Raw genomic sequence first — 12,589 nt, 5'->3', positions numbered from 1 at the left:
CTCCGGGTGCCGGGCCGCGCCCGGCTCAGCGGTAGAGCCGGGGTGCCGCCTCGCGCAGCCGCGCGTCCAGGGCCGGGGCGAGGGTGCGCATGTAGGTCGCGGTGACGTGGCTGTGGTCGCTGTAGACCACGACGTCGCCCGCGACCGCCGGGCACGTCCGCTCCGTGCAGATCTGGTCCACCACGTCGACGAAGGAGATGTTGGCCGGCAGGTCGTCCCGACCGAGGTAGGGCGCGGTGTCACGGTATGCCGGGTCGCGCGGCATGGCGCAGGCCTGCGGCTCGTCCGGGTGCTCGGCGAGGCAGTCGGGGACGTCCTGCGGCATCCGCGCCGTGTCGCGCAGCCCGATGACGTCGATCCCGCGCCGGCCGAGCTCGCGCCACACCTCGACGAAGCCGCGCGACACCTGCTCGGACCCGGGCTGGGTGGTCGTCCCGAGGGTCACGACCGCGTCCGGGTCGAGCTCCTCGACGGTCTCCAGGAAGCCGGTGTTCCAGGCGACGCAGCTGTCCGTCGGGACGGCGTCGGTGCGCTCCGGGTAGCCGCCGGTGTTGGTCGTGAGGTGGCAGCCGGAGCGGCTCACCACGACGAGGTTCCACCCCTGCTGCTCGGCCGCCACCTCCAGGGCGGGCACGAACTGGACGACGTGCGAGCCGCCGGTCACCACCACCGTGTGCTCGGCGCCCGGGTCGGTGCCGGGGCACACCAGCACCTCCGACGCGGCCGCCGTGTCCTCGTGGCCCTGGATGCACCCCTGGCCGTAGACGTCGGCGTTGTCCTGCGGCGCCGCGGCGAGCGCCGGGACCGGGGTGGCGCCGGTGTTGCCGAAGCCGGGCTCGTGGAGGGCGGCCGCCCCGGGGTGGTCGGGCGAGTCCTGCGCCGCCTGCGCCAGCGCCACCTCCCGCTCGCGCACCAGGGTGGCCGTCCAGCCGCCGACCAGACCCGCCCCCACGGCCACGACCAGGGCGCCGACCCCGACGACGAGCCACGGCCGGCGCATCGGCGAGGCGGTGACCGGGCCCTCCACGAGGGTGTGCGTCAGCTGCGCCAGCAGCAGCGACGCGGCGATGACCAGCGCTCCGTCGGCGAGGTCGAGACGCTCCTTCCCGGTCACCACGAGGGTGTAGACGACGACCGGCCAGTGCCACAGGAAGAGCGGGTAGGCGATGTCGCCCACCCAGCCCAGCAGCCGCCCGGACAGCCAGCGGTCGGCTCCCCACCGGCTGCCCGTCGTCCCCGCCGCCATGACCAGCGCGAAGCCTCCCACCGGCCACAGGGCCGCCGGGCCCGGGAAGAGCGCCCCGCCGTCGAGGACCAGTCCCGAGCTGGCGACCAGGCCGACCCCGGCCCACCCCAGCAGCAGCCGCAGGGCGCGCGGCAACCGGGCGTCGAGCGCCAGCAGCGCCACCACCCCGCCCAGCGCCGGCTCCCACAGGCGGGCGCCGGTGTGCAGGTAGGCCACCTGCTGGTCAGCGTGGTGCAGCCACGCGGCATACCCGAACGACCCGACGCCCACCGCGCCGACGACGGCCAGCAGCACCGCTCGCGGCCCGACCCGCAGCCCCCGCGCCAGGAGGACGCCCAGCACCACGACCACCGGCCACAGGAGGTAGAACTGCCCCTGGACCGACATCGACCAGAAGTGCTGCAGCGGGCTGGTCGAGGCGCCCGCCGCGCCGTAGCCCAGCTGGGAGGCGATGAGCTCCCAGTTCTCGACGTAGGTCAGGCTCGCCCGGACCTCGCGTCCCAGCTGCACCCAGCGGGTCTCCGGCAGGAGCAGCCGGCCGGCCAGCCAGGTCGCGGCCAGCACGAGCACGGCCGTGGGGAGCAGGCGACGCAGGATCCGCCCCAGGTAGCGCCCGAGGTCCACCCGGCCGCCGGTGCGCACCGCCTCGCGCGCGAGCATGCCGGTGAAGAGGAAGCCGGAGATCGCGAGGAAGACGTCGATGCCGCCGGACACGCGGCCGTCGCCGAAGACGTGGAAGACGACGACCAGGGCGATCGCCAGCCCGCGCAGGCCGTGCAGCTCGCGGCGGTAGCGGGCGGTCAGCGAGGGGTGCGCGGTGGCGCCGCTGCCCTCGCCCGGAGACGTCGCCTCCCGCGACGGGCTCGGGGGAGCGGCCTCGCCACGGCGGTCCGTGCGGGTGTCGGTGCGGCTCGGGCTCACTGCGCCGGGCTCACCCTCGTGATCCGGTGCAGCAGGAAGGTGCGGGTGACGTCGGCGTCGCCCACGCTCGCGCGCAGCCGGCCGCCCTCGACCGCCAGCGGTCGCACCAGGTGGGTGGCGACGCCGCCGGCGTCGTCGGCATACCCGATCCACAGGGCCTGGCCGTCCACCGCGGCCTCCCGCACCGTCGCGCTCACGACGACCGGGTCCGTGCTGGCGTCCGTCCCCGCGTCGCCGTCACCGCCGCCGGCGGCTGCGGCGGACGCGTCGCCGCGGCGCACCACCCCGACGACCTGCCGGGCGACGGTCTCGTCGACCCCGCTCACCCGCACGGCCGGCGTGGTGGTGCGGGGGGCCCGGTGGCGCTGCACCGCGAGCGCGAGGCCGGCGTCGGCGCCGTCCGCGACCGGGCCGTACTGCTCCTCGCGCAGCAGGTCCATCACCGTCGGGGCCGGGACGGGTGAGACGAGCACGGTCGGGGCGACCCGCCGCCACTGCAGCATCCCCAGGGCGCGGTCGTGCTCGATGCGGTCCAGGAGGGCGGCGTCGTCGCAGCGCAGGTAGGCCGCGCACGCCCCGACCCGGGCCACGCCGTGGCGGCGGGCGACGTCGCGCACGAGGTAGTCCAGCGGCTGCGGGACCCCGGTCCGCGACACGGCGGCCAGCTCCTCGAGCACCCGGTCCGCCGTCCAGCCGAGGTCGAGGGCGCGGCGCACGCTCTGCTCGCCGAAGCGGTGCACCGTCGCGCCCCCGCGGGACTCGACGTCGCTCACGAGGCGCAGCAGGGTGCGGGCGGGGCCGTCGAGACGGCCGGGCGCGATGGCGGTGAGGTCGGCCTGCAGCAGCACGTGGTCCACCGCCGGGGGCACCAGGGGCTCCATGAGGTCGGCCGCGGGGTCACCGGCCACGACGGCGCGTCCCGGGGTCGACAGGGCACCGCGACCGGTCAGGCCCGCCCACTCGGCCTCGCGCAGCGCCGTGCCCGGGCCGACCCCGTGGTCGCCGGTGGACCGCGCCGAGCGCAGCGGGTGCCGCCAGCGCAGCAGCTCGGCCAGCGGCTCCGGCGCGCCGACCGCGCCCGGCGGCAGACTCGCGAGGGCGCGCAGGGTGTCGTGCCGGCGTTGCCGCGCCAGGGGGTATGACGTCGCGGTCGACAGCACGTTGACGCGTCCGCCGTCGGTGGTCCCGACGAGCCCGGGCGCCGCCGAGGTGGTCCACCAGGCCTGCGCGAGCGTGGCCCAGCGCGCGCCGGCGGGCTCCTCCAGCCAGGCGTCGGCCAGCGCCGTCGGCGCCCACACGGAAGACTCCTCGCCACCGGCCTGCCGCCGCCCGTCGTCGACCGCGACCAGGCCGGCGGCGTGCACCGTCTCCAGCAGCCAGGCGACCTCCTCGGTGCCGGTCTCCAGGTGGGCGGACAGCCGGCCGAGGTCGCGCACCGCCAGACCGCCCGAGCGCAGCACCCGCGGCGGGCGGGCCCCCCACTCCTCGACCACCTCGGTGACGAGCACGACGAGCTCGGCGGCGCGGCCACCCGCCGCGGCGTCCACGACGTCCTGGTCCACCGTGGTGTGCTCCACGGCCGGCGCCTCGACGGCCGGGTGGCGGTGCAGCCGGCCGCCCCGCAGGGCGAGCGCCACCTGCGGGGGAGCAGGACGTGGCCCTCGTCCTCGCGCTGCAGCAGCCCCGCCTCGACCAGCTCCTGCGCGGCCAGCGACACCGGCGAGGCGTCACCCTCCTCGGGCACCGCCGCCACCGCCCCGCGGGCCGGGCCCCAGGTCAGCGCCTCGAGCAGGCTGCGGTGGCGCGGCTGCAGCCCGGCGAGCGCGGCCTCCAGCGACGCACCCGCGGGCACCCCGGCCCCTGCCGGACCCAGCCCACCGGGGACGCCGACGACGTCCGCCACGGCCCGGGCGGGCCGCATACCCTCCGGGGAGCGCCAGCACAGGGCCAGCGCGTGCAGGTCGTCGACGAGCTCGGTCGCCCGCGCCTCGTGCGCGCCGAGCAGCGCCGCGACGGCGTCGACCGAGGCCGGCGACGCCACGATCATGGCCTCCAGCGCCTGCAGGTGCGCGAGGTCGAGGCCCTCCAGCGCCCGCTGCACGCTGGCGCGGGTGGTGGCGCGCCCGGTGAGGGCGGTCACGTCGGCCGGGGCGGGTCGCGCCAGGTCGGGCCGGGCCTGCAGCAGCCGGGTGAGCTCGTCGTCGGTCCGGCCCCGCAGGTCGTCGGCGAGCGAACGGGCGGGCGGCTCAGTCAAAGAGGGCCTCGTAGACCTGCTGGAACCGGCGGAACCGGTCGGTGTAGTACGGCCGACGCTGGTAGTCGGGGGAGAGGGTCGCACCGCGGACCGGCCGGGCCCTCCGCACGTCCGGTGCCAGGCTCTCCAGCGCGAGCAGCGCCGTGCCGTGCAGGGTCGAGCGCTTGATCGTCACCGGGGTCACCGGGGTGCGCATCGCGTCGGCCATGATCTGCATGAGCTCGGGGCGGTCCGAGGCGACCGAGCCGCCGGCGTAGAGCTTCTCCGGCTGGGGGGCGACCTCCCGCAGCTGGCTGGCGATCCGCGCGTAGGACAGGGCGATCCCCTCGACCACCCCGCGGTAGACCTCCGCCGGTGCGGAGGCCGCCGTCACCCCGGCCAGGACGGCGCGGGCGTCCGAGGCCCACCCGGTGCTGCGCTCGCCGGTGAAGAAGGGCAGGACGATCGGCGTCGTGGGGTGCGGCTCGGCGGTGAGCGCCGCGGAGAGCGCCTCGGGACCGACCTGGTCGACGGCCAGGGTGACGTCCGCCCAGGCGAGCGCGCGACCCACGTCGTTGAGCGCGCCGCCGAGGAGGGACCGGTCGTGCGAGACGCGGTAGCACCACAGCCCGGGCGGCAGCGTCTCCGGCATCTCCCGCACCAGCACCCGCAGCGCCCCCGAGGTGGCGCAGGAGGCGGCGATGGCGGTCTCGTCGTGCGCGCCGAGGCCGACGTTGGCCGCGAGGCCGTCGGTGATCGGGGCGTACCAGCGGGCACCCACCAGACCGGGCCAGTCGGCGGCGATCCGGTCGACGTGGGTGTCGGCCACCTCGACCGGCTCGTCGAGGTGGTGGATGGGCGGCAGGCGGTCGGCGTCGATGCCGCAGATCTCGACCAGCTCGGGGTACCACTGCGCGGTGTGCCGGTCCACGAGACCGGTCCACGACGCCGTCGAGGTGCCGGTGGCGACGGTGCCGATGAGGCCCATCAGGAGGTAGTCGCCGAGGGAGAGGAAGGTGGCCGCCTTCTTCATCACCTTGGGCCGCTCGGCGGCGAGCCAGCGCAGCCGGGCCGGCCAGTAGCTGGAGTGCACCCGGGTGCCGGTGCGCTGCTGGAGGTTCTCCTCCGAGAGCTCCTCGCGCAGCTCCTGCACCTGGGCGGAGCACCGCCCGTCGGCGTAGGTGAAGCAGGGGGTGAGCGGCGCCCCGTCCGCGTCGACGACGACCAGCGAGGAGGCGAAGGTGTCGAGGGCGACACCGGCGACCTCGTGCCCGTCGAGGGCGCCGAGCAGCTCGCCGATGATGGTGCGGACCTCGTCCACCAGCTGGTCGGGGTCGATCTCCGAGGTGCCGTCCGCGGCCGTGGTGAAGGCGTGCGAGACCTTGGCCCGCTTGCCCACCGGACGCCCGTGGGCGTCGTAGACCATGCCCCTGCTGGCGGAGGAGCCGACGTCGATCGCCAGGACCAGCGGCGCGACGGCGTCCTTCAGCTCGATGTCGAAGTTCGAGGCCATGAGCGCCCACTCTAGGCGGAACGGCGCGCATAGCGGGCATCGGTCGACCGGCCCGGCCTCCGTGCGACCATCGGGGGCGTGCACCCCTCGACCGCCCTGGCCGCCGTCCTCGTCGACGAGCTGGTGCGCGGCGGGGTGCGCGAGGCCGTGCTGGCCCCCGGGTCGCGCTCCGCGCCGCTCGCCTACGCCCTGGAGGAGGCGGACCGCGCGGGCCGCCTGCGCCTGCACGTCCGCATCGACGAGCGCAGCGCCAGCTTCCTCGCGCTGGGGCTGGCGCGCGGCGGCGGTGCACCCGTGCCGGTCGTCACCACCTCGGGGACCGCGGTCGCCCACCTCCACCCGGCGGTGCTCGAGGCCGCGCACAGCGGCATACCCCTCGTCGTGCTGTCCGCCGACCGTCCGTCCGAGCTGCGCGGCACCGGGGCCAACCAGACGACGGTCCAGCCCGGCGTCTTCGCCGGGTCGGTGCGGTGGGAGGTCGACCTGCCGGCCCCCGAGGGGGTGACCCGGGCCGCGGGCGCGCACTGGCGCTCGACGGTATGCCGCGCGCTGGCCGCCGCGGGCGACGCCGGACCCCTCCGCGGCGCCGGCCCCGGGCCCGTCCACCTCAACGTGTCCTTCCGCGACCCCCTCGCGCCCGGGCCCGGGCAGCCGGACACCGCCGACGACGTGCTCGCCGGGCGGGCCGGCGGGGCCCCCTGGGTCGCCGTGGCACCGGCCCCGGGGCCCGTGGCCGCCCCGATCGGGCCGGGCCGGCGGACGCTCGTGCTGCTCGGCGACCTGCCCGACCCCGCGCTGGCCGACCGGGCCCTCTCCTGGGCGCAGGAGGCGGGCTGGCCGGTCCTGGCCGAGCCCTTCGGCCGGCTCCCGACCGGGCCCGGCGTGGTGCCGCACGGCCCGCTCGTCGCCTCCGCCGTCGCCCGCGGGGAGCTCACGGAGCTGGTGCCGGACCGCGTGGTCGTCGTGGGGCGCCTGACGCTCTTCCGCGAGCTCGGTGCGCTGCTGCGGCTCCCCGGGGTGCTCGTCGAGCACGTCTCGGCGCAGGAGCGCTGGACCGACCCCTCCCACGTGGTGAGCCGGGTCCACGGCCCCGGCGCGCTGGTGACCGCGCCGCCGCGGCACCCCGAGGCCTCCGGGTGGGTCCACGCCTGGACCGCGGCGGGTGCGCAGCGGTCGGCGACGGTGGCCGCGGCCGCCGGTGCGGAGCCGACCGGGGTCGGCGTCGCCGGGGTGGTGGCCGAGGCCCTGGGGGAGGACGACGTGCTCGTGCTCGGCTCCTCGACCGTGCCGCGCGACCTGGCCCTGTCGCTGCACGGCACCGCCGCCGCGGCGCGGGTGGTCGCCCAGCGAGGTCTGGCCGGCATCGACGGCACGGTGTCCGCCGCGGTGGGCGTGGCGCTCGCCGTGCAGGGTGACGAGGCACCGGAGGGCCTACCCCGCGTCGTCGCCCTCATGGGTGACCTGACCTTCCTGCACGACGCGGGCGGCCTGCTCATCGGGCCCGGAGAGCCGCGCCCCGACCTCACCGTCGTCGTGGTCAACGACGACGGGGGCGGGATCTTCTCGACGCTGGAGTACGGCGACCCCGCCCGCCTCGACGACCCCGGCGCCGCGGCCGCGGCCGAGCGGGTGTTCGGCACCCCGCACGGCACCGACCTGGCCGCCCTCTGCGCCGCCCACGGCGTCCGGCACGAGCGGCTGGCCACCCTGGCGGCGTTGCGGGAGAGCCTGGCGGGGCGGTCCGAGGGTCTGCGGGTGCTGGAGGTGCCGGTCGACCGGGCGAGCCACCGACGCGTGCGCGACGCCCTGCGCTGATCCCCGGTGCCGGAACGGTGCTGCACACCGGTCGTCCTGGCGACCAGGGTGCAGCACCGTTCCTGCACCACCGTGGTGCGGGCTAGAACCCGATGGCCGGCACCGGCTCGCGGTCGGCCCGCATCGCCCGCGACAGGCCGGCCACCGCTCCCGGGGTGAGCTCCTGGACGCCGAGGGTGGCCACCTGGGCGAGCAGCGTCCGCCCGCCGAGGTAGGCCGCCCCCAGCGCCGCCACGGGCGCCACCAGGTCCGGCTCGGCGTCGGTGGTCCCCACCTGCGCGGCCCCGTCGCCGTCGACCTGCAGCCGCCACCGCCCGGCGTTCCACGGGCAGACGTCGTCCTCGACCTGGACGACGAGGTCCAGCGGCGCGCCCGCGGCGTAGCCCCGGTCGCCCAGCGCCCGCGGCACGTCCACCAGCCGCAGCCAGAGGGCGTCGAAGACCCGCATGCCGGCCGAGCGGGGCCCGCCCGCCCACCAGGCCAGCGGGTCGTCCGTGGGCCGGGACCAGAAGACGGTGCGTCCGGTGAGGTCCATGTCGACCAGCCGACGGGCGAGGGCGAGCAGGGACGCGTCGTCGGCGGCCGTAAGCTCGGCGACGCTCACCTCGCCCGCGGGCTGGCCGTCGTCCCACCTGCTCTCCCGGCGGAAGACGGCATACCCGGTCAGCTCCTCGCCCCGCCGGGCGAACATCACCCGGTTCGGCTCCTTGCCGGCCCTGGCCTTGGGGTGGTCCCGGAAGGCGAACCACGACTGCTCCGTGGACTCCGGCCGGGTGACCGCGCCGAGGGTCACCCGGGCGCAGGCCAGGTGGGTCCGGTGGACCACGGCGAGCGCCTCCTCGCCGTCGAGGTCGGTGACGTGGGTGCGGATCTCGTCGGCCCGGGCCGTGAGCGCCGGCGGGGCGGTGAGCGTCGTCCCGCGCCCGAGCGTCAGCTTGGCGTCGGCACTCGCGTGGCCGTAGCCGAAGCGCCCGTAGATCGCCGGCTCGGACGCGTGCAGCCCCGCGAGGGCGGCGTCTCCGCGCTCGTGCACCCGGTGCAGGTGGTCGGTCATCATCCGGCGCAGGACACCCCGCCGGCGCGCGTCCGGGTGCACGCTCACCATGGTCAGCCCGTCCATCGGCACGCGGGTCAGGCCGCCGGCGGCCGCCGGGACCGTGAGCCCCAGGTCGAAGGCGCTGTAGAGCCCGAGCAGCGGCGCCGCGGAGGCCGGCTCGCCGGGCAGCGGGCCGTCCGGTCGCTCGATCCCGCGGGCGTGCCGCAGGTCGATCTCCTCCTCGAGGTGCTGGAGCGTCTTGCCCGGGACGACGGAGAACCAGACGGTCTCCACGAGGTCCCGGATGCGCGGCAGGTCATCGGGCGTGAGGTCGACGGGGGCGGGCAGCGAGGTGGTCACCGGCCCAGTCTGGACCAACTACGCTGCTGGGTCGGGGGATTTTCCAGGACGTCGAGGACAAGGAGTGGCCCGTGGGGCGCGACGTGCGCGGCTCGGTGCTGGCGGTGCTGGTGGTCTTCGCCAGCTCCGGTTTCGTCATGGGCCAGGCCCTCGCGCGGGTGCCCGCCGTGCGCGACCACCTGGGCGCCGACACCGGCGCGCTGGGCCTGGCGCTCATGGGGATGGGGCTCGGCTCCCTGCTGGCGATGCCCTTCACCGGGTGGCTGGTGGACCGCTTCGGCAGCCGGCGGGTGGTCACCGTCGCGGTGGCCCTCGGGTGCCTGGGGTGGTCGGCCGTGGCGGTCGTGCCTTCGGTGCCGGTGCTCCTGGCCGTGCTCGTCCTCACCGGCACCAACGTCGGCATCTGGGACGTCGGCATGAACATCCAGGGCACCCACGTGGAGCAGGCTCGCTCCCGCTCGCTCATGCCCTTCTTCCACGCGGCCTTCTCCGGCGGCGCGGTGCTGGGCGCCGGCTCCGGCGCGCTCGCGGCCTGGCTCGGCATCGGGCTCGCCCAGCTGCCCGTGCTGGCCGTGGTGGGCGCCGTCGCCGGGGTGTGGGGGGCCAGCCGCTTCGTGCCCGAGGCGCCCCCGGAGGAGCCCGGCGCCGCGACCGCGAGAGCGGAGGACGGGGTGCCGGCGCGCGCGGAGGACGGCGTGCCGGCGGGGGCCACGGCGCCCGCGGTGGCCGCGGAGCACGGGGCCCCGGCGGGCGCCACGGCGACGGGGCACGACGAGCACGACGAGCAGGCGCCGCAGCGCCCCGCGCGGCGCGGCGTCACCTCCGCGGAGCTCCTCATCGGGCTCATCTGCCTGGCGGGCGCGCTGGCCGAGGGGTCGGCCAACGACTGGTTGGCGCTGCTGCTGGTCGACGTGCACGGGGCCCCGGCGGCCTTCGGCGCCCTGACGCTCACGGCCTTCAACCTCACGATGATGATCGGGCGGCTGCTGGGCGGCCCGGCGATCGAGCGCTTCGGCCGGGCCGCGGTGGTGCGCGCCGGCGGGGCGCTCGCCGCGGCCGCCATCCTCGTGGTCACCCTCAGCTCGTCGCTGGGGCTGGCCCTGGCCGGTGGCCTGCTGTGGGGGCTGGGCGTCGCGACGATCTTCCCCGCGGCGATCTCGGCCGCCGGCGAGGTGCCCGGACGCGGCAACCGGGCGATCACCGTCGTCTCGACCATCGCCTACGGCGCCTTCCTCTTCGGCGCGCCGACCATCGGGCTGCTGGCCGAGGTCGCGGGTCTGGACCGGGCGCTCTTCATCGTCGTCGGCTTCCTCGTCCTCCTGCTCGTGCTCTCCCCGGTCATGCGGGAGAAAAGCGGTGGCCGGGACCGTGCAGGGGCCGCCATGGTGGGGTGATGCTCACCCTGCGACCGCCGACCCTGCACGACGAGGCCGCGCTGCGCGCGATGCACGAGCAGCTCGCCGCCGAGGACTTCACCTTCCTCCTGGCGCAGGGCACGTGGAGCGAGATCCTCGCGCAGGTCCGGCGGGAGGCGGACGGGCGGGACCTGCCGGCCGACCGGGTGCGGGCGGACTTCCTCGTGGCCGAGGCCGACGGCGTACCCGTGGGGCGGGTGTCGATCCGGCACGAGCTGACCCCCTTCCTGCGCGAGGTCGGCGGACACGTGGGCTACGCCGTGGCCCCGCCGTTCCGCCGGCGCGGTCACGCCACCGAGATCCTGCGGCAGTCGGTCGAGCGCCTCCGCGGCCTCGGCGTCGAGCGGGTGCTGGTCACCTGCGACGACGCCAACGCGGCCTCGGCGGCCACCATCGAGAGCTGCGGGGGCGTCCTGGAGGACGTCCGGGTGCCGCCCGGCGGCGGCGTGCCCCGGCGCCGCTACTGGATCGACGGCTGAGGCCCTCCTCCGCGGGCCGTCCTCCGGCCGCCACGTCAGCCCTCCTCCGCCACGTCATCCTTCGGCCGCGTCGAGGGGGCTGTCAGCTGACCTGGCGGCCGAGAGCTGACCGGGCGGCTGACGGACGACGCCCGCCGGGTCGAGGGGGCCGTCAGCTGACCTGACGGCCGAGAGCTGACCGGGCGGCTGACGGACGACGCCCGCCGGGACCCACCGTGCCGGTCAGGTCCCGCCGAGCCCGAGGGCGTGGCGCATGGCGGTGAGCTTGACCTCCGTCTCGGCCAGCTCGGCCTGCGGGTCCGAGGCGGCGACGATCCCGCCGCCGGCGAAGAGCCGCATGGAGTGCCGGTCCTCGGCGAGCTCCCCGCAGCGCAGCGCGATGCCCCAGTCCCCGTCGCCGGAGGCGTCCATCCAGCCCACCGGCCCGGCGTAGCGCCCCCGGTCCATGCCCTCGAGCTCGGCGATGAGCCGCGCGGCCGGGTCGGTGGGGGTGCCGCAGACCGCCGCGGACGGGTGCAGCGCCGCGGCCAGCCGCAGCGAGGTGGCTCCGCTGCGCATGGTCCCGGTGAGGTCGCTCGCGAGGTGGTAGACGTCCGGCAGCTCCAGCACGTAGGGCGCCTCCGGCACCACGAGCTCCGCGCAGTGCGGGGCCAGCGCCTCGGCCACGGAGCGCACGGCGAAGGCGTGCTCGTCGAGGTCCTTCTCGCTGCTCACCAGCCGCAGCCGCGGGTCCACCGGGTGCTCCGGGTCGGGCGCGGCGGCCAGGGCGTCCCCGACCCGGCGCACCGGTATGCCGTTGGGCCGGCGGATCGTCCCCGCCAGCACCCGGGAGCGCGCCCGGCCGCCCTGCAGCCGCACGAGCATCTCCGGCGTGGCGCCCACCAGCCCCTCGACGGCGAAGGTCCAGGTCGCGGCATACCGCTTCTCCAGCCGCTCGAGGACCGGGGCCAGCCGCACCACGTGCCCGTCGCGGTGCCGCACGTGCACGTCCCGCGCCAGCACGACCTTCTCGACCTCGCCGCGGCCGATCCGCCCCACGGCCTGCTCCACGACCCCCGGCCACCCGTCGGCGGGGACCGCGCCCGAGGACTCCACCAGCGGGTCGAGCACCTCGATGTCGGCGTTGGTGCGCCCGAGCAGCTCGGCCGGGTGCGCCGTCGGCCACGGCTCGTCGTCCACCACCACCTGCGTCACCCACGCGAGGCCGTCCCGCCGGCCGATGACGACCCGGGGGATGGTGAGCACGCTGGCGTCGGCCGAGTCGGGGGAGAAGGTGAACGACCCGAAGGTCACGAGGCCGGTGCCCGGCAGCCGCACGCCGTCCTCGACCTCGGCGTGCTCCTGCACGGCGGTCCACCACCGCTCGGCCTCGACGAACCGGTCCGCGCCGCCCGTGCGCACCCCGGCGACCCGGCCCCAGCCCACGAGGCCGTCGCCCTCCCGCAGCCAGGCCACGACGTCGCTGGGGTCGATCTCGTCCGGGATGCGGGTGAGCAGGTCGCCGGGCGCGTCCACCGCGAGGGTGCGGGCGCGCAGTCGGGGCACGGGACGGGTCACAGCCACAGCCGACC

General features: G+C 77.0%; 8 protein-coding genes. 3 read left to right on the top strand and 5 right to left on the bottom strand.

Annotated elements, in window-relative coordinates; translation table 11 throughout:
* Positions 1-25: 25 nt before the first annotated feature.
* From FHD63_RS11925 to FHD63_RS11915, 3 genes are all read right to left on the bottom strand, one after another.
* Complete coding sequence (locus tag FHD63_RS11925) at positions 26-2,167, bottom strand: acyltransferase family protein (RefSeq protein ID WP_158296770.1); 2,142 nt, start codon at positions 2,165-2,167, stop codon at positions 26-28.
* Complete coding sequence (locus tag FHD63_RS11920; RefSeq protein ID WP_139722229.1) at positions 2,164-3,804, bottom strand: helicase-associated domain-containing protein; 1,641 nt, start codon at positions 3,802-3,804, stop codon at positions 2,164-2,166. Before FHD63_RS11920 ends, FHD63_RS11925 begins: the two co-directional genes overlap by 4 nt.
* Positions 3,805-4,413: 609 nt before the next feature.
* On the bottom strand, positions 4,414-5,913 hold the full coding sequence (locus tag FHD63_RS11915) for a gluconokinase (protein ID WP_139722228.1): 1,500 nt from the start codon (positions 5,911-5,913) through the stop codon (positions 4,414-4,416).
* A gap of 78 nt (positions 5,914-5,991) precedes the next feature.
* Between FHD63_RS11915 and menD the strand changes: the two genes are divergently transcribed.
* On the top strand, positions 5,992-7,728 hold the full coding sequence (gene menD, locus FHD63_RS11910) for a 2-succinyl-5-enolpyruvyl-6-hydroxy-3-cyclohexene-1-carboxylic-acid synthase (protein WP_139722227.1): 1,737 nt from the start codon (positions 5,992-5,994) through the stop codon (positions 7,726-7,728).
* Positions 7,729-7,810: 82 nt separating this feature from the next.
* On the opposite strand, the gene FHD63_RS11905 is transcribed toward menD, so the two are convergent.
* Positions 7,811-9,124, bottom strand: coding sequence for a GNAT family N-acetyltransferase (locus tag FHD63_RS11905; protein WP_158296769.1), 1,314 nt, complete (start codon positions 9,122-9,124; stop codon positions 7,811-7,813).
* A 71-nt stretch (positions 9,125-9,195) separates the two neighbouring features.
* Here FHD63_RS11905 and FHD63_RS11900 point away from each other — a divergent pair, with 71 nt between their 5' ends.
* Both FHD63_RS11900 and FHD63_RS11895 read left to right on the top strand, forming a co-directional pair.
* Positions 9,196-10,518 (top strand): MFS transporter, encoded by a 1,323-nt coding sequence (locus FHD63_RS11900; RefSeq protein WP_139722225.1) that lies wholly within the window; start codon positions 9,196-9,198, stop codon positions 10,516-10,518.
* On the top strand, positions 10,518-11,018 hold the full coding sequence (locus FHD63_RS11895; protein ID WP_139722224.1) for a GNAT family N-acetyltransferase: 501 nt from the start codon (positions 10,518-10,520) through the stop codon (positions 11,016-11,018). Before FHD63_RS11900 ends, FHD63_RS11895 begins: the two co-directional genes overlap by 1 nt.
* 222 nt (positions 11,019-11,240) lie before the next feature.
* Here the strand turns inward: FHD63_RS11895 and FHD63_RS11890 are convergent, their stop codons facing one another.
* Positions 11,241-12,581, bottom strand: coding sequence for an isochorismate synthase (locus tag FHD63_RS11890; RefSeq protein ID WP_238705647.1), 1,341 nt, complete (start codon positions 12,579-12,581; stop codon positions 11,241-11,243).
* Positions 12,582-12,589: the final 8 nt, after the last annotated feature.

The sequence above is a fragment of the Serinicoccus chungangensis genome, assembly GCF_006337125.1.
In the GTDB taxonomy this organism is placed as follows: domain Bacteria; phylum Actinomycetota; class Actinomycetes; order Actinomycetales; family Dermatophilaceae; genus Ornithinicoccus; species Ornithinicoccus chungangensis.
Note: the sequence above shows the minus strand (reverse complement) of the source record. Positions and strands in the feature narration are given on the sequence as shown.